At 64.3% G+C, this 16,663-nt stretch carries 16 protein-coding genes and 2 pseudogenes; 7 read left to right on the top strand and 11 right to left on the bottom strand.

Annotated elements, in window-relative coordinates; all coding sequences use genetic code 11:
* Nucleotides 1–41: 41 nt before the first annotated feature.
* The 4 genes from ATB1_RS02165 to ATB1_RS02150 form a co-directional block, all read right to left on the bottom strand.
* Nucleotides 42–689, bottom strand: coding sequence for an MBL fold metallo-hydrolase (locus ATB1_RS02165; RefSeq protein ID WP_042662067.1), 648 nt, complete (start codon nucleotides 687–689; stop codon nucleotides 42–44).
* A 124-nt stretch (nucleotides 690–813) separates the two neighbouring features.
* Nucleotides 814–1,245 carry a universal stress protein gene (locus ATB1_RS02160; protein WP_042662066.1) on the bottom strand — a complete coding sequence of 144 codons (432 nt, stop codon included), beginning with the start codon at nucleotides 1,243–1,245 and terminating at the stop codon, nucleotides 814–816.
* Between the two features lie 459 nt (nucleotides 1,246–1,704).
* Nucleotides 1,705–3,186: a tripartite tricarboxylate transporter permease gene (locus ATB1_RS02155; RefSeq protein WP_042662065.1), complete on the bottom strand. Its 1,482-nt coding sequence runs from the start codon at nucleotides 3,184–3,186 to the stop codon at nucleotides 1,705–1,707.
* Nucleotides 3,186–3,701 carry a tripartite tricarboxylate transporter TctB family protein gene (locus tag ATB1_RS02150; protein WP_042662064.1) on the bottom strand — a complete coding sequence of 172 codons (516 nt, stop codon included), beginning with the start codon at nucleotides 3,699–3,701 and terminating at the stop codon, nucleotides 3,186–3,188. Before ATB1_RS02150 ends, ATB1_RS02155 begins: the two co-directional genes overlap by 1 nt.
* A 293-nt stretch (nucleotides 3,702–3,994) precedes the next feature.
* Here ATB1_RS02150 and ATB1_RS02145 point away from each other — a divergent pair, with 293 nt between their 5' ends.
* On the top strand, nucleotides 3,995–4,642 hold the full coding sequence (locus tag ATB1_RS02145; protein WP_042662063.1) for an MBL fold metallo-hydrolase: 648 nt from the start codon (nucleotides 3,995–3,997) through the stop codon (nucleotides 4,640–4,642).
* Between the two features lie 244 nt (nucleotides 4,643–4,886).
* Here the strand turns inward: ATB1_RS02145 and ATB1_RS02140 are convergent, their stop codons facing one another.
* Nucleotides 4,887–5,930, bottom strand: coding sequence for a zinc-binding dehydrogenase (locus ATB1_RS02140; RefSeq protein WP_042662062.1), 1,044 nt, complete (start codon nucleotides 5,928–5,930; stop codon nucleotides 4,887–4,889).
* Nucleotides 5,931–6,146: 216 nt separating this feature from the next.
* On the opposite strand from ATB1_RS02140, the gene ATB1_RS02135 reads away from it, so the two are divergent.
* The 3 genes and pseudogenes from ATB1_RS02135 to ATB1_RS02125 all read left to right on the top strand — a co-directional run bounded on the left by ATB1_RS02135 (nucleotide 6,147) and on the right by ATB1_RS02125 (nucleotide 9,020).
* Entirely contained in the window at nucleotides 6,147–7,157 is a 1,011-nt protein-coding gene (locus tag ATB1_RS02135) for a tripartite tricarboxylate transporter substrate binding protein (protein WP_042662061.1), read from the top strand.
* Between the two features lie 181 nt (nucleotides 7,158–7,338).
* A pseudogene (locus ATB1_RS02130) lies at nucleotides 7,339–8,026 on the top strand (4-carboxy-4-hydroxy-2-oxoadipate aldolase/oxaloacetate decarboxylase).
* A gap of 220 nt (nucleotides 8,027–8,246) precedes the next feature.
* Entirely contained in the window at nucleotides 8,247–9,020 is a 774-nt protein-coding gene (locus tag ATB1_RS02125) for an IclR family transcriptional regulator (RefSeq protein ID WP_042662060.1), read from the top strand.
* Nucleotides 9,021–9,080: 60 nt separating this feature from the next.
* Here ATB1_RS02125 and ATB1_RS02120 read toward each other — a convergent pair whose 3' ends face one another.
* Nucleotides 9,081–9,977: an NAD(P)-dependent oxidoreductase gene (locus ATB1_RS02120; RefSeq protein WP_042662059.1), complete on the bottom strand. Its 897-nt coding sequence runs from the start codon at nucleotides 9,975–9,977 to the stop codon at nucleotides 9,081–9,083.
* A gap of 331 nt (nucleotides 9,978–10,308) precedes the next feature.
* Here ATB1_RS02120 and ATB1_RS02115 point away from each other — a divergent pair, with 331 nt between their 5' ends.
* Nucleotides 10,309–10,977 (top strand): type I 3-dehydroquinate dehydratase, encoded by a 669-nt coding sequence (locus ATB1_RS02115; RefSeq protein WP_042662058.1) that lies wholly within the window; start codon nucleotides 10,309–10,311, stop codon nucleotides 10,975–10,977.
* Nucleotides 10,978–11,566: 589 nt separating this feature from the next.
* Nucleotides 11,567–12,241 carry a type I 3-dehydroquinate dehydratase gene (locus tag ATB1_RS02110; RefSeq protein WP_082256237.1) on the top strand — a complete coding sequence of 225 codons (675 nt, stop codon included), beginning with the start codon at nucleotides 11,567–11,569 and terminating at the stop codon, nucleotides 12,239–12,241.
* A 77-nt stretch (nucleotides 12,242–12,318) separates the two neighbouring features.
* On the opposite strand, the gene ATB1_RS02105 is transcribed toward ATB1_RS02110, so the two are convergent.
* Together ATB1_RS02105 and ATB1_RS02100 are read right to left on the bottom strand one after the other, a co-directional pair.
* The gene (locus ATB1_RS02105; RefSeq protein WP_042662057.1) at nucleotides 12,319–13,269 is read right to left on the bottom strand and encodes a homoserine dehydrogenase; all 951 of its coding nucleotides are present in this window, start codon (nucleotides 13,267–13,269) and stop codon (nucleotides 12,319–12,321) included.
* A complete protein-coding gene (locus tag ATB1_RS02100; protein WP_042662056.1) occupies nucleotides 13,266–13,799 on the bottom strand; it encodes an amino acid-binding protein in 534 nt (177 codons plus the stop codon). The genes ATB1_RS02105 and ATB1_RS02100 overlap by 4 nt, the downstream gene beginning before the upstream one ends.
* A 565-nt stretch (nucleotides 13,800–14,364) precedes the next feature.
* On the opposite strand from ATB1_RS02100, the gene ATB1_RS02095 reads away from it, so the two are divergent.
* Nucleotides 14,365–14,811 (top strand): ester cyclase, encoded by a 447-nt coding sequence (locus ATB1_RS02095; RefSeq protein ID WP_042662055.1) that lies wholly within the window; start codon nucleotides 14,365–14,367, stop codon nucleotides 14,809–14,811.
* A 239-nt stretch (nucleotides 14,812–15,050) separates the two neighbouring features.
* Here the strand turns inward: ATB1_RS02095 and ATB1_RS02090 are convergent, their stop codons facing one another.
* The 3 genes and pseudogenes from ATB1_RS02090 to ATB1_RS02080 form a co-directional block, all read right to left on the bottom strand.
* Nucleotides 15,051–15,782 carry a hypothetical protein gene (locus ATB1_RS02090; RefSeq protein WP_042662054.1) on the bottom strand — a complete coding sequence of 244 codons (732 nt, stop codon included), beginning with the start codon at nucleotides 15,780–15,782 and terminating at the stop codon, nucleotides 15,051–15,053.
* 63 nt (nucleotides 15,783–15,845) lie between these two features.
* Nucleotides 15,846–16,301: an OsmC family protein gene (locus ATB1_RS02085; protein ID WP_042662053.1), complete on the bottom strand. Its 456-nt coding sequence runs from the start codon at nucleotides 16,299–16,301 to the stop codon at nucleotides 15,846–15,848.
* 64 nt (nucleotides 16,302–16,365) lie between these two features.
* Nucleotides 16,366–16,663: pseudogene (locus ATB1_RS02080) on the bottom strand (hypothetical protein); the annotation flags it as partial.

Below are 16,663 nucleotides of genomic sequence, written 5' to 3'. Positions count from 1 at the left end.
CGTGCGCCGACCGGTCGCGTCGCTGGTCGACCCGAACTCGTTCAGTACGACAGCGTCCACTGGCGGTCGATAAGCCAGTCGTCCAACTTCCCGAGCGGGTCCTCCGCGACGTGCGACCCGTGGCTCACGAGGACCCGTTCGATGTCGTAGTCGAACAGTTTGATGAGGTTCCGCTCGGCCTCCTCGTGGCTCAGGTCGTTGAACTGCGCCGCGGGCGGGACGAGGAACCCCGGCGGGAGGCCGCGGCGGTCCGAGCCCTCCAGTACGTCGCCGGCGATGAAGAGGCCCTCGTCTTCCAAGAGGAGGCCGCTGTTCGCAACCGTATGACCCGGGACCTGTACGATTCGAATCCCGCCGTCGAGTACCTCGTCGTGGCGGAGGTGTCGGTCGGCCTCGACGTCGAGCGCGTCGTAGAACCCCTTCGCCCCGCCGGGGACGAGAAGTTCGGGGTCGAACGCGTCCAACACCGCGGGCGTTCCGCCGAAGTGACCCTCGTCGCCGTGGGTGATGATGAGGCGGTCGACGCCGCCGAACTCCGAGCCCAGCACGGACACCAGTTCGTCGCCATCGTCGGGGAACGCCGCGTCGACCAGCGTGGTCGTGCCAGTCGGCCGGTCTTCGAGGACGAACACGCGGACGTGGTCGAACTGTATCGTGTACACGCCGTCTGCGACTGCTGTTACTGTCATGCGCAGTCGAGGCTACGGCGAGTCGCGGTAAAAAGGGGGTCGCGCGTTCTCAGGGACGGATAACGGGTGCCCCGAAACAGTACTGAGCGACGGCCGCCCGGTAGGTGTCGTCCCCGGCAGACGGCTATTCCTCCGCGGCGAGCGTGGAGACGACCGGACACGACGCGTTCAGGAGAATCGACTGGGCGACGCTCCCGAACAGCATCTTTCCGGTGCGCGAGCGTCGTCGCGGACTCACCACGATGTAGCTCGCGTCCTGTTCGTCGGCGTACTCGGTGACTTCTTCGGCCGGGTCGCCGACGAGGCCCACCGTCTCGTACGGGACAGACAACCCCGACACGGCGTCTTCCGCCATCTCGGCGGCGGCGGACCGAATCTCCGCCATGTCCTTCGGCTTCTCGGCCTGTGCGCTCGTCAACCCGAGGTCGACGAACTCCGAGCGGGTCAACGCGTGGACGACGTGGACTGGTTCGTCGAACGCCGCCGCCAACGACGCGGCTTCCGAGACAACGTGTGATGATCGACCTGACCGGTCGACTGCTGCAACAACGACCATACCAGCGTGTACCACGGTGGGATATAATATCGTTTCGCCGAATCCCACTCGGAGCGACCGCCGAACACCGCGTCGACGCGGTTCACGGTCCCACCGGTCGTTCTCCGCGCCCAGATTTGGCTGACGACCAGCCTCAAGTTTCAACAATGTCGTAATTCGAGTCGTGATTGGCGAGTTCAATTACAGTAGTAGCACTGTAATTCCGATGCCGAGCAGTAGAAAAATATCCCTATATTTCAACATCCTCAAAATTGAGGCCGGTCCGGGCGGTACGCTCCGCTCCGTTCTCGACGGTACGGCAGAGAAATGCGGAAGCGGGCGGGCCGAAACGCTGCCAGCGGTGGCAGGAGGTCAGCGAGGCGTCGGGAGCCCAGAGCGGTTAGTGGACAGTCAGCGACGGAGGTGGCGCGCAACGGAAAGCGCGTATCGTGAGAAAAGAGGACGAGGTCTGAATGCGGGTTACGCGCGAATCGAGCGCACGGCGGGCAGCGCAATCGCGCCCAGACCGAGCAGGATGATGACGAGGGCGATGGGGCTCGTGAGGAAGATGGTCGGCGAGCCGCCCGAGAGGACGAGCGACCGACGGAGGTTCTCCTCCGCGATGGGGGCGAGGATGAGCCCGAGCACCATGGGTGCCAGCGGGTACCCCCGGAGCCGCATCACGTAGCCCAACACGCCCGCGCCGAGCATGATCCACGCGTCGAAGACGTTACCGCGGAGGGCGATGGCTCCGATGACACACAGCACGAGGATGACGGGCCAGATGTGGGACTTCGGGATGTTGATGAGGCGCGCCCAGTAGTTCGCGCCGAGCATGCCGAAGATGAGGATGAACACGTAGATGAGGAGGAATCCGACGAAGATGGTGTACAGCAGAACCGGCTCCTCCTGGTACAGGCCCGGACCGGGGTTCACGTCGTGGACCAACAGCGCGCCGATGAGGATGGCGGAGACGGAGTCGCCCGGGATACCGAGCGTCAGCGTCGGAATCAACGCGCCGCCAGTACTCGCGTTGTTCCCGGATTCGGCGGCCGCGACGCCGCGGATGTTCCCCTCACCGAACGACGGGACGCTGTCTTTGAGCCAGCGGGTGGCCTCGTTGTACGTGATGAACGCGGCGATGTCGCCGCCCGCGCCGGGAATCGCGCCGATGAACGACCCGAGGACCCCCGACCCGACGCTGACCGGCGCGATGGACCGCAGGTCGGAAAGCGAGGGGAACACGCCGGATATCTCCTGGTCGACGCGGTCGTTCCCGCTGTTGATGCCCTGGGAGTACTTGCGAAGCCCCTCGGCGATGCCGAAGAGACCGATCATGACGGCGATGAACTCGACGCCCGTGAGCAGTTCGGGGATGTCGAACGTAAAGCGGTGGAAGCCGGTCACGGGGTCGATACCGACCGTCGCGACGAGCATCCCGAGCAGGCCCGAGACCATCCCCTTCGTGAGCGAGTCGCCGCTCACGCTGGCGATGATGGTCAGCCCGAAGAAGGCGAGTGCGAAGAACTCCGGCGACCGGAACCGGAGGGCGGCGTCGGCGATGACCGGCGAGAAGAACATCAGCGCGAGGACGCTGATGACGCCGCCGACGAACGACGCGATGGTGCTCACGCGAATCGCGCGACCGGCCTCGCCCTTCTGGGAGAGCGGGTGGCCGTCGAAGATGGTCGCCGCCGCCGACGGGGTGCCCGGCGTGCGGATGAGAATCGCCGGAATCGACCCTGCGTAGACCGCACCTCCGTAGATGCCCAACAGGAGAATCATCCCCTGACTCGGCTCCATCGTGAAGGTGAACGACAGCAGGACCGCGATGGTCATCGTCGCGGTCATCCCCGGAATCGACCCCATGAGGATGCCGAGGAAGATACCCCCGACCATCAGCAGGAGGACGAACGGGTCGGCGAGGTTGACGAGCGCCTGGGAGATGTACTCGACGACCATCAGAAGGTCACCACCAGCGGGAGCTGCGGCAGCAGCCGCGACACCGGGATGATACCCTCAGGCAGGCGCACGAGGAAAATCCGCCCGAAGATGTAGAACAGCGCGACGGGGAACCCGACCGACAGCGCTACGACGAGGAGCTTCGAGCGGATGTCCGAGTAGTAGAGGACGACCGGCACGAACAGCATGGTCGACACGAGGAACCCTAAAAGCGGCATCAACAGGACGTACCCGACGAGGAAGGCCGCGACGATGGCCGCGGGTCCGAAGTCGAACTCCGACATTTCGAGTTCCGTCTCGGAGTCCGTCAGCACGTCGATGCCGGCGAAGAAGATGATGCCGAGCGACACCGCAATCGGGAAGAACGACGGCCCGACGCCGTCACCCGAGGGGAACTGGCTCGCGAAGAAGATGACGACAGCCGAAAACAGGATGAAGAAGACCGACAACGGACTTGAACGAACACTCTCCAAGCCGATTCTATCAAGGACGGCCCCGACTTTCTGAATTACCATTATTTCTTCTGCCTCGTGGTATGATACCAAGCAATCGTATGTAATAAACATATTGGTCTTTCCGCGCCCGTTCGGGGCTGAAAGTCACGATTTCGACACGAAGGCAACGTACGGCCGAGCCTATCGTTCAACCGCGCCCGTGACAAGCCGTCGAGAGTGGACGACTGCACAACGGACCACAGTTCGGTCGCCGGTCGATGGGGTCGGCAATGCGACATGTCCACAGACGACAACACCGGGGTTCGCGGCCATCGATAGAATTAACCAGCGTTGCGAACTACCGTTCCACCGGAATGAGTGTTAGTAACGTCACCGAAGGTATCGACCAGATTCAGTTCGAACACGTCCGGGTGCTCGTGTTGAAGGACACGCCGGCGGGCAAGACGACGCTCGTGGACACCGGCTTCGACGAGGACGGCGACGAACTCGTCGAGATTCTGGAGCGAGAGTACGGCGGCGTCGACCGCGTCATCATCACGCACGGCGACCACGGCCACCACGGCGGCCTCCCGTCGGTGATGGAGGCGTTCGACCCCGAACTCCTCGCGTCGGCCAACGAGTCGAAGCTTCACGAGGCCATCGACTACGAACCGGACGTGACGTTCACCGACGGCGACGTGCTCGACGGGAACATCCGCGTCATCGAGGTGCCGGGCCACACGAAAGCGACCTCGGCGCTCCTGCTCGAAGACCGCGGTATCCTCATCTCCGGGGACGCCCTCGACGGGGCCGACCGCGCGGGCCTCCCGGCCGGCTACCTCCTCCCGCCGCCGGCGCTGTTCAACGACGACCACAAGGCCGCCGAAATCAACCTCTACGACCTGCTTCAGTACGACTTCGAGACGCTGCTCGTCTTCCACGGCTCGCACGTCTTCGAGGACCCCAAGGGCAAACTCGACGACTTCCTCGTCGAGCGCGAGTGGGACCCCCGGCCGGAGTGACTCCGACGCTGACCCGTCGTACCGAGCGACGCCGACGGCGTCATAGTCCTCGATAGCCCACTCCGCGGCATGCTTTTCCGACTGTTGACCCGGAGCGACGGCTCAAACCGGCGTCCGACCGAGACACGAACGAGTGGCGTGTTGAGTGTCTGGTGAGTGACCGGTGACCGATGACTGAGAAAAACCGCGGCTGAGAGATGAGTCGCTGAGACAGTCCGTGAGGAACGAGACGGAGTCGGTCGCGTCAGTCTCGAAGGACCGAAACGTCGAACACCGGCTTGCAGGTCTCGCCGGCGAGGAACGCCTCGAAGGCGTCTTCGGACTCGGTGAGCCGGAAGCGGTCGTCGAGGAACGTGGCGTGGTCCACGTCGCCCGAGCCGATGAGTCGGAACGCCCGCTCGAAGTCCTCGAAGGTCGCGCCGTAGGTACACTGGAGGTCGACCTCGGCGCGGACGAGTGACGTGAACTCCATCGTGGTCTCGCCGGTCTGCCCGACGAGGACGATTTGGCCGCCCTTACGGACCTGCTCGACGGCCATCGGTAGTCCCGACGGGTGGCCGGTCGTGTCGAACACCACGTCGAAGCCGACGCCGCCGGTCAGCTCGTGCTGGATACCGGTCAGGTCGTCTTCCTCGATGTTGAGCGCGGGGTAGCCGAGTTTCTCCGCGAGCGGCAGTCGGTAGTTCGTGTCTCGACCCACGCCCGCGACGACGACCTCCGCGCCCTGCGAGGCGGCCACCTGCGCGCAGAGCAATCCGATGGGCCCGGGGCCGGCGACGAGTACACGGTCGCCCGCTTCGACGCGGGAGTTCCGGAGAACCGCGCGCGTGCAAATCGCCGTCGGTTCGACGAGCGCCGCGTGCTTCGGGTCGACGTTCGACGGCACCGACTGGAGCGCCGACTCGGGGACGGCGATGTAGCCGGCGTACGCGCCGTCGTGGTCGATACCGGTCAGTTCCGCATCTTGGCAGATGCTCTCCTCGCCGAGTTGGCACTGGAAACACTCGCCGCAGCCGCGAATCGGTCGCTCGACCACGCGCTCACCGACGGAAAACCGGGTGGCGTCGTCGCCGCGTTCGACCACGCGGCCGGTGTACTCGTGGCCGATGATGGTCGGCATGGTCATCCGCTCGAAGGCGGACTTGAACTTGTAGATTCCCGCGTCGCTCCCGCAGAGCCCGGCGTAGTCGATTTCGATGAGGACCTCGTTCGACGCCGGCTCGGGTGTCTCGACGTCGACGAGTTCCATAGCTCCGGGCTCTCGGCTCGTTTTGGCTAACCCGCGCATACATCTCCTTGAATACCGCCGGGGTATAAATCTACGCTCTTGGGGGAGAAGCTTGCGGGCAGAAGTCGGCCAGACGTGCGCGAGCGTCCCGCCACGCGCCCGCTCGCCTCGGCGCTCGCGAGCGCACAGAAGCGCAGTACCGACTCCGCTGGCATCACGTCATATTCAGAGGGACCGCAATGCTTATTGTATGGATTGTTCAAACATTCGGGTACAATGGGAGACGATACCATTAGCAATCGGAGTGGACGCAGCGCGCTGAACAGACGGAACTTCATCAAGGCAGCCGGCGTCGGCGGCGTGGCGCTATCTGCCGGTTGTCTCGGCAGTCTCTCCGGACAGCAAGAGTGGCCCTCTCGGCCGGTCGAAGTCATCTCCCCGTGGTCGGCCGGCGGCGGAGCCGACCGAACCAGTCGCGCGGTCGCCGACGCGGCCGAGAACCACACCGAGGTCTCGTGGAACGTCAGCAACCAGACCGGCGGCTCCGGCTCGGTCGGGATGAACGCGGCGGCCAACGCCGAACCCGACGGGCACACCATCGGCTGTACGGCCCCGGAAATCGCGCTGTTCGAGCATCTCGGTATCGCCGACCTCAGCCCCGACGACATCACGCCCATCATGCAGTACACGGAGTTCCCCGCGGCACTCGTCGTCAGCGAGGACGCCGAGTTCTCCACGCTCGAAGAGTGGATTACCTACGGGCAGGACAACACCCTGCAGATGGCGAACTCCGGCTTCGGCTCGTCGTGGCACATGGCGGCCGCCGGCATCGCCAGCGAGGCTGGCGTCAACGTCGAACACATCTCCTACGAGGGTGCCGCACCGGCCATGACGGCCGTCGTGAACGGCGAGGTCGACTGCACCGCGGTCGGCGCGGCAGAGGTCGCCCCGCAGGTCCAAGACGGTGGCCTGACCGCCCTCGGCGTGGCGTTCGACCAGCAGGTCGAGGCGCTCCCGAACACGCCGACGCTCCAAGATCAGGGCCTCGACATCTCCATCGGGTCGTGGCTCGCGCACTTCGCGCCCGCCGGCATCGACGACGAACTGAAGCAGGAACTCGCCGACGTGTACAGCGCCGTCTACGAGGACGACTCGTTCGTGGAGTTCATGGAGAACAACAACTTCATCCGCGTCGAACGCGGCCCCGACGAGCTCCAGGACTTCCTCGACCAGCAGTACGAGTTCTACGGCAACCTCGTCGACGAACTCGGAATCGAAGAGCAGTAACACCGTCATCGAATCCCGACTCCCCCGCGACTGAGGCACCCTACTCGACACGTACCTGCGCCCTTCTCCCTTTCGTTGGTTCCCGTGCCACCGCGAGCGCCAGTAGTCCCGACCCAGAGCGCGGACCGCAAGCGTTCGACCGACCGATAGTTTAACGTGAATCGTCCGCATCGAGTCGGGTATGCACACGATAGAGCTGACGTAGAGCGACCGGACCGCGAACTCGTCGAGGCGTTCGAGGAGATTCCGAGCACCATCGTCTCCGACGTGACCGGCAACATCGGACTGACTATGGACGCCGGCCTCCGGCCCGCCTACGACGCGTCGAGATGGCCGGGACCGCGGTCACGGTGAAGGCCGCGCCCGGCGACAACCTGATCATCCACAAGGCAATCACGATGACCGAGCCCGGCGACGTGCTCATCATCGACTGCGACGGCTACACCGACACCGGCCACGTCGGCGAACTGATGTGCACCTCCTGTCAGGCGAACGGCCTCGCCGGGCTGGTCATCGACGGCGCGTACCGCGACAGCCGGGAAATCGCCGAGATGGAGTTCCCGGTGTACGGCCGCGGCGTCAACCCGCAAGGGCCCCTCAAGCAGGACCCCGGCTCGATCAACGTCACTGTCTCCGTCGGCGGCGTGAGCGTCGACCCCGGCGACATCGTCATCGGCGACGACGACGGGCTTGCGGTTATCCCCCGCGAGGGAGCCGAGGAGGTCCTCGAGCGCGCCCACGAGAAGCTCAGCGCCGAGGACTCCGTCCGCGAGGAAGTGCTGGACGGCGAGTACCTCTACGAACTCAACGGCTACGACGAACTGTTCGAGAACCTGACCATCGTCGGTCCCGAAGACTCGATTCAGTAACGTCACCGAAGACGCGGCGGACAGCGACCGCGACTGACCCGCGAAGTCCGCATATCGACTGGCATGCCACCCGGCGACCCGCGTTTTTTGCGAGCATCCGACCCGTGGCGAGCGACGCCTCGACCCGTGACGCGGGGAGCCGAGGCGTTTGCCACCTCGAAATCCAACATCGTTGAAACGAACCGGTGCTATTAGGCACGCGGTGGCCCATTGTCGAATCATGACGAACTCCACCGGGTCGGGCTCGCGGCGGATACAGAGCGTCGAACAGGCGTTCGACATCATTCGGTACCTCCGCGAAGTCGACGGCGCGACGCTGTCGGAGACCGCCGAGGACATGGAGATGCCGGTCAGCACGGCGCACATCCACTTGGCGACGCTCGTGGACACCGACTACGTCGTCAAGGTCGGAAGCGAGTACCGCTGTAGCCTCCGGTTCCTCGAGATGGGCGGGTCGATGCGCGACGGGATGGCGCTGTACCGGGTCGCCAAGCCGGAACTCGACGAACTGAAAGAACAGACCGGCGAGCACACCAACGTGACGGTCGAGCAAAACGGGTTCGCCGTCCAACTCTACAAGGCCCAGAGCCCGGAGTCCATCGACGACGACGCGCCGCTCGGCGACCACCTCTACCTCCACTCGACGGCGACGGGGAAGGCGATGCTCGCGGAGCACTCGCGGGACGAGGTCGACCGAATCGTCGACCGCCGCGGCCTCCCGGACCTGACCGACGCCACGATCACCGACCGCGAGGCGCTCCACGAGGAACTCGAAGCGATTCGCGACCGCGGCTACTCCATCAACCGCGGCGAACACTACCCGGGCGTCTGCGCCGTCGGGACCGCAATCGTCTCCGAGCCGGACGACGCCGTCGGCGCGATAAGCATCAGCGGTCCGATGAGCCGCATGGAGCCCGGGCACATCGAGGAGGAACTCGCCCCGTCGCTCCTGAACAAGAAGAACATCATCGAGCTGAAAATAAAGCAGTACTGAGCGGACGGCCTCACCGCCGTCGGTCGTTGCCGTCGCTCTCGGAGTCGGTCTCTCGTCGGCTCACTCGGGCGGGCTGTCCCACTCGGAGCCGTCGTCGGCCGGTTCGTAGTCGAGGACCGCCTTCGCGTGGTCGATATCGAACCAGCGGGCCTTGTTGCCGCTCACCGCGTAGAACGTGTCGTAGGTGACCGACTCGTCTTCGAGGCAGCATTCGAGCAGGTGCGCGAAGTCCCGCTGGGAGGTCCACGTCGCTTTGAGCCGCTTGACCATCTCCTCGTACTCGGGGCTGCCGCGCTCCCACGACCCGGTCTGGGACTGGTCCCACACCTCGCCCTCCTCGACTTTGTGCTCGTCGCCGCGGTCGACGCCGCGCTCCGCGTCGCCGTAGGGGTGGTCGTACCGCTCGGTCCGCACGCTCGAGATGCGAATCGAGTAGACCTGGCTCGGCGCGCCGTCGCGGCGGGCGTGCGTCCGGCAGATGTGCTCGCCGAACACCTTCGAGGCCCCGTAGTAGCCGTCGGGCTTCGGGAGCGTCTCGTGGGTGAGCCGAAGCGGGTCGTACTTGCTGGGGTAGTCTTCCTCGTAGAGGTCGGGCGCGAGGTCCTCTTCGTACAGCCCCACCACGCGCTGGGAGGAGGCGTAGATGAGCTTCTCGACGCCGGCGTCTTCCATCGCCTTGAGGACGTTGTACGTGCCCATGATGTTCGGCTCGACGATGTCCTCGAAGGCCGCGCCCGCGTCGGACTGCGCGGCGAGGTGGATGACGGCGTCCTGCCCGTCGAACGCCGGTCGAATCGCCTCGTAGTCCGCGATGTCTGCGACGAACGTCTCGTACTCCGGGTGTTCGGTCCGGTCGAGATACGTGAACTCGTACTCGTCTCGGTCCGCGAGGTGGTTGAGAATCGCTTCGCCCGCCTCGCCGAACGGACCCGTGACTAGGACTTGCTGCGTAACCATCGTTACTGAGAGATACGGAACTCCCCGGTTTAAATCTTGGTGGCGGCGGTAAGTTCAGCCCGGCCGAACGAGCGACACGCCGACCGCACTGATTTCGACATCGTTGAAACGAATTTGGACTGTAAGACCATGATAATTACAGGATTAAGATTGTAATCTATTGCGGACAAACAGCGTCGTTTCCCGAGATTTCGCGGCTCTCACGTCCTTACAACATTATAGAAACGGCGGTGTCAGCGACTGTGGTTGGGATTTCACGGCGATGACAGGAGCTATCGCGACGCGCCCGCCCAGGGAACTATTTTTATACGAGTATTTGGTATCAAGCCACATGGGTGCGGACGCATACTCGTTGGCCGGAGTGACCGAGACGCTGACCGAAGCGACGGCCGCGGAAGGCATCGCGGACTTCGTCGAGTTCCGGATGGACGGGGCGGACCGCCCGCTCGACGCGCTCGACGAGTACGGCGGGACGGTCCCGCTCATCGTCTCGAACCGGCCGGAGTGGGCCGGCGGCACCGCCGGTGAGTCCGAGCGACTGGAGACGCTCGCGACCGCCGCCGCGTTCGACGCCGTCGAGACGGTCGACGTGGAACTGCAGACGATTCGCGAGTGCGAGTGGCTTCGGGACGAACTGCGCGCGCACGACGTCGAACTGATCGTCTCTCACTACGACCGCTGCGAGACCCCTCAGAAGTCAGAACTGAATCAAATCATATCAGAATGTAGTGAATATGGTGACGTGGCGAAAGTCGTCGTGTTCGCCGAGGAGAAAACGGACTCGCTCTCGCTGTTGCAGTCGTTCAACGCCGCCTCCGAGGGGGGAGTGCGAGTCACCGGATACGCATTGGGTGATATCGGCCGACACACTCGCGTTATCGGCGTCTTTTACGGTGCGTCCATCGCCTACGCGCCCGTCGTCAATGACGAGCGCGGCCCGAACGACATCGACCTCAGAAAACTGTCGAACCTGCTCGATTGGGTCGCTTCCGCGCGCTGAGGCCGTACTTCCGATGTCGAACACGTGGACACGGACACGCGTCGAAGTGACCGGCCTGCCCGGAAGACAGTCCGTAACATCCGGGAGTGCAGGGCGAGCGCTTCGAAGACGCCGGACCAGAATATGCAGATAATAGCAGAAGTAATGCATACAAAATTTTTTGATACGTGTCCCGTATGACTCGCGCTCTCGACCGCGCGTAGTCCAGCAATCAGCTGGCGCTGCGCAACTGAGCGGACAGTCCCGAGCGCATGCACGCCCTCGATGTATCCAGCACCGACGACTGCCTCCGCCGGTCCCGACTCGGGTCAACAGCGAATGGCTGACGATGAGCGACGAACACCGAAGATATCTCGAAGGCATTCAAAACCGCGCCGACAGAGCGTCGGCTCACGCCGATTATTCTGGATGAACATTCCAGAGAATCCGCCGAAAACGGCGTCTCTCACCGCCTACGAGGAGGTGAGAACTCTTGCGCCGACAGCTAACATTTATACGCGGCGGAGTGATAGGCGTTCACATGAAACTCGACGAGTCTGCGCTGGCGGCAACAACAAACGACCTCACACGAGAGGTAGACGCACGAGGGGTGGCAGACCTCATCGAATTCCGAATGGACAAGGCGGACGACCCGCTCGAACAACTCGCCGCGTACGAAGGCGAACTCCCGATAATCGCGACCAACCGCGCTCGCTGGTTCGGAGGAAAGGCCAGCGACACCGGACGACTGGACGACCTCTTTTCGGCATCCCGATTCGACGCCGTGGAGTTCGTCGACATCGAACTCGAGACCGTTCGCGCCAAGGAGTGGCTGGCCCACGAGTTCCGCGAGAACGACGTCCAACTCATCATCTCGCACCACGACTTCGACGAGACGCCCGACCGCGAGGTCCTCGACGCCATCATCGAACAGTGCGCGGAGTTCGGCGACATCGCGAAGGTGGCGGTCTTCCCCCAGAACCAAGGTGACACGCTCACCCTGCTGGAAGCCGTCAACGACGCGACCAACCGCGGCATCGACGTGGCCGGCATCTCCATGGGCGAAATCGGGAGCCACACGCGGGTCATCGGCCATCTCTACGGGTCGAAGCTCGGCTACGCGCCCCTGCTCGCGGACGACAACGACTACGCGCCGGGGCAGATTCCGCTCGAAAAGCTCGCTTCGCTCATCGAACTCACGAAAAACGAGCGCGTCGACGGGCAGGTCATCGACACGCTCCGGAGCGAAGTGTCGGTGCCGAAGGAACTGACGCTCTCGGACTGACGCCGGAAAACCCGACGACTCTCCGCCGTCAACAGACTCGTTTCATCTCTTTTCGCCGCGAACTCGTCACCCCACCGTCAGTCGGCGAGTCGCTCGACGTCCGTCAGCACCGCACTCGCCGTCTCGGGGCCGCCGGCACCTCGACCGGTGATACCCAGTCGACCGCAGTAGTCGGCTTCGATTTGAACGGCGTTTTCGGTCCCTGACGGGGCGACAGCCCCGTTTTCAGGCACCAGTCGCGGGCCGACGCGGACCGCGCCGTCCACGACTTCGACGATGAGTCGAATCGTCTGGCCGTCTTCCTGTGCCAAGTCGAGCATGCTCCCCGAGAGCTCCTGAATCCCCTCGACTTCGGCGTCATCGAGCGTGAACTCCGTCTCACCGTCGGAGAGAACGTTGGCGACGATGACACCCTTGAGGGCCGTGTCCGTGCCGTCGACGTCGAACGTCGGGTCCGCCTCGGCGACGCCGAGATCCTGGGCCTCAGCGAGGACGTGCTCGTAGTCGAGGCCCTCGGCAGCCATCCGCGAGAGGACGAAGTTCGCCGTCCCGTTCAGGACGCCGTAAACCGCCGACACCCGCGACGGGCCCACGTCCTCGATGGTCGAGAGGATGGGAAGCGCGCCGCCGACGGTCGCGCCGAAGCGGACCGTCCCCTCGCTTTCGGCTTCGAGCGCGCGCAGGTCGGCGTACCGTTCCGCGACCGGACCCTTGTTCGCCAAGACGACGTGGCGGTCGTCGGCCAGCGCGCGCTCGACGTGCGAAAAGCCGGGTTCGGCGTCCCCGAGCGTCGTCGGCGTCGCCTCCACCAACACGTCGTAGTCGGCGTCAAACACCGCCTCGGGGGCCGCCTCGCCGACCACGCCGTCTTCCTGCTTCTTCGCGAGCACCGCGTCGGCGTCGAGGCCGTCGGCGTCGACGGCGGCGCTCTCGGAGTCCGCGAACGCGGTCACGGTGTGGCCGTGTTCCGCGGCGAGTTCGACGACAGCACTCCCGACCGCACCCGCGCCGAGAACACACAGTCTCACGCGCGACCCCCCACGGTCAGCGGTTCGACGAGTTGCAGGTCCTTCTCGTCGGCAATCTCGCGCATCGCGGCGAGGACCTCTTCGGTTGCCCCCGACGCGGCGGCCAACTGGAAGCGGGCGCTGGAGACGTTGATGGAGCCGGCGGGCGCGGACAGCGAGATGTCGGTGACCGTCGCGTTCCGCGTCGCCTCGATCTGCGTCAGCGTGTCGGAGAGGTCCGTCTCGATGAGGTGTCCCGAGAGGATGATGGTCAGGCGCTCGCTGTAGCGCTCGGTTCCGGCCTGAATGACGTTGATGCCGGCGTCGCTCAGCCCCTCGACGATGTTGTCGAAGCGGTCGGGAGTCGCCTCAATATCGACCTCCACCGGGATGTAACCGCGCGGGGTGACGTTACCGCGCTCGTGGAAAATCGAGAGGAGATTCCCCCCATGTTCGGCGATGGGCTGCAGCGAGCGCAGGAGTTCGCCGGGTTCGTCGACGAGTTCGAGACGGAGCGTGTACGCTTGGACGTCGTTGTGCACCTCACTCATCCGTACAACACCGTACCAACGTGTCGTTCATTGTCGGGAGTCGAGCGAGCACACCCATATACGTATTGCGTTCGAACGGCTCGGACACTGACCGCGGACGCGGCCATCGTCCGGCCTGCTGTGAGAGAGTCATCGCTGAGGGTTCGCCGTACGCGCGTCGCCCCGAAATGTGCTCAGGTTCGCTACAAAGATTACCGCGCCGAAGCGGCGATTGGGGCTAAGAGAAATTCAAAGTATATACAATTCTATCTGACAGAGGACCACTTCCCCGAACTAGTTTGATTCTAGAATTCGATGAAACTCATATATATGTGAGAATCTAGGTATGTCGAGGTTCCTATAATATTATTCCAAAATACATTTGTCGAATATATCTTATCTGATTTCTACGAATGTTCTACACGATATTGCTTGTGTATTATATGGACATATCTAATCGCCCGAACTACACGGTTCTAACAAACAATAGTTAACAGACCACACAGCGTAGATATAGCTGTATCCACCGCCGGCGGTGAGCGAACGCGCGGCCGCCCGTGGACGGATACGAGAGGGGAAATTCAGAATGGCATCAGCAAGCACACCGACACCGACGCCGACGGGGAACGAGCGAATCGCTCGACGCTTCCCGGAGGAAGTCGCGGGCGAGGGGAACATCGGTCTCATCGACGAGATTTGTGCCGAGGACGTCCTCGACCACAGCCCGCTCGGAGAGGTCCGCGGACGCGACGAACTCAAAGCGCAGATTTCGGGCATTCGGGACTCGTTCAGCGACTTCTCGGCCACGGTCGAAGACGCGATTACGGAGGGCGACACGGTCGCCATGCGCGTCACGCTCCGCGGGACGCACGACGGCACGTTCATGGGCATCGAACCGACCGGGAAGACCGTCGAGGTCGGCAACATGGTGTTCACTCGCATCGAAGACGACATGATCGTCGAGCGGTGGGTCCAACCGGACATGCTCGGCATGCTCACGCAACTCGGTGTGGTGGAACTACCTGAGGCGTAACCGACGCCGAGAACGATACTTTTTGTGCGACGGACGCGCCGCTCAGCAACTGAGAAGGAAGCACGGGCGACCGGGCACCCGCCCGCACTCCACGGACACTGGGGAAAAACCTCCCCTGTATACGCAACCCAAGTGCAGGTATCTACCTGCAGTAGATGCATACTACGTCCTCTGTTAAAACATTTTTCAAGTGTCATATGGGTCGTGTGTGCAGCGCTCACGGTTAACTGACTGAGCGGTCACCCGTCGAACGTCGAGAGGCGGCGGCGTTCCTGGGCGAGGATTCGCGCCCAGTAGTCGAACAGAACGCTGTCGAGGTCGTACACGTCGGCGATGCGACGGACCCACTCGTCGTCCGAAAACAGTAGTCGCTGGAAGGTCCGCACGTCGGGGTCGAGTTCGGTCCGCCGGCCGGTGTAGTAGGCGACGGTCTGCTCGCGGGTCCGCTCGACCAACAGCGGAGGGACGAAGATGCCCGACTCGCGGGCGACGTAGGTGAACCACTCCAGATGGAGAATCGCGTCAGCGAGGACGAACCGCTCGGCGAAGCCGTCGACGTACGCCGTCGCCGGTCGCCCGTCGACGTACACGTCTTCCGGGCGGGAAAACCGCGGCACCGACAGGTGCGGGAGGTCGTCGGCGTAGCGCTCGGCGACCCGCCGAAGCCGGACGTCCACGTAGGCGCAGGGCCCCGCGAGGCCGAGTTCGTACCACAGCGGCATCCACTGACAGAACGGGTCGCAGAACACCGCGTCGGCCAGCAGGTCGGCGGCGACAGAGCGGGCGAGGTCCGGTGGGAGGTCGGTCCGTCCCGCCCGCATGGCGTCCGTCGCGCGGACCACCCGCGACTCGAAGTCGCCGACGCGGAGGCCCATGCCCGCGGCTACGTCGTGGACGTACTCGGCACCGATTCGGTACCAGTCTGCGAAGTCGGCCGGTCGACGGAGTCGAAGGAGGCGCAGAACGGTCACAGGAGAACTACGGGGGACGGCGGTTTGGCTCTATCCCTGGTGGGGGCGGCGCGAGGGCCGCACCTACCGGCGGTCGAACGAGAGTGCGAGCGGCGTCGCGTTGGTCAGGTTGTCGCTGACCGGGCAGCGCGATTCCACGGCGGCGAGCCACGCGTCGATGGTCGCCTCGTCGGCGTCCACGTCGGCGGTGACCGCGACGCGAATCTCCTCGTAGCCGGCGCGGCCGTCGTCGCGCTTGCCCATGAACTTCGCGGGGTTCAGGTCGCCCTCGATGGAGATTTCGAGGTCCCGTACGTCGAGGTCCATCTCGCGGGCGACCACGTGCCCCGTGACGTTCAGACAGCCGGCGAGCGCCCCGAGGACGTACTCGACGGGGTTCGGCCCGGCGTTCGCCCCACCCAGCGATTCGGGCTCGTCGACGACGAACTCGAAGCCGCGGGTTGAGACGTGGGTCTCGGTGGGCGATGCGGCTTCCGCGGCGACGGCGAAGGTCAGGGTCTGGGATTTCTCAGCGGACATGCCTAAAGAGAGACGCGCCGGGACGATAGCCACAGAAGACGGTTCTCAGCCCTCGGGAAGCGTGTTAGCGGCTGTCTGAGCCGGCATCTATCGCGGCGGCGTCAGCGTCGTCGGAGGTGTCGGCGTCGTCGGAGGTGTCGGCGTCGTCGGAGGTGTCGGCGTCGTCCGCCAACACGTCGTCGAGCCCCCACTCCGACGCCCTCGCGCGGGCCTCCTCGCGGGCCTCCGACCGAATCTCCTCGATGGCGTCGGCGTCGGCGAGGAACGATTCGACCGCGCTCTGGTCGCGGCCCTCCTCGCGACGGGCGTCGGGGGCGGCGTCGAGGGTCTTCGCCGTCAACCGCTCGTCGCCGGCGAGGACG

The sequence above is a fragment of the Haloferax sp. ATB1 genome (genome assembly GCF_000730175.1).
The sequence above is the reverse complement of the archived record's forward strand: the minus strand, read 5'-3'. Positions and strand labels throughout refer to the sequence as shown.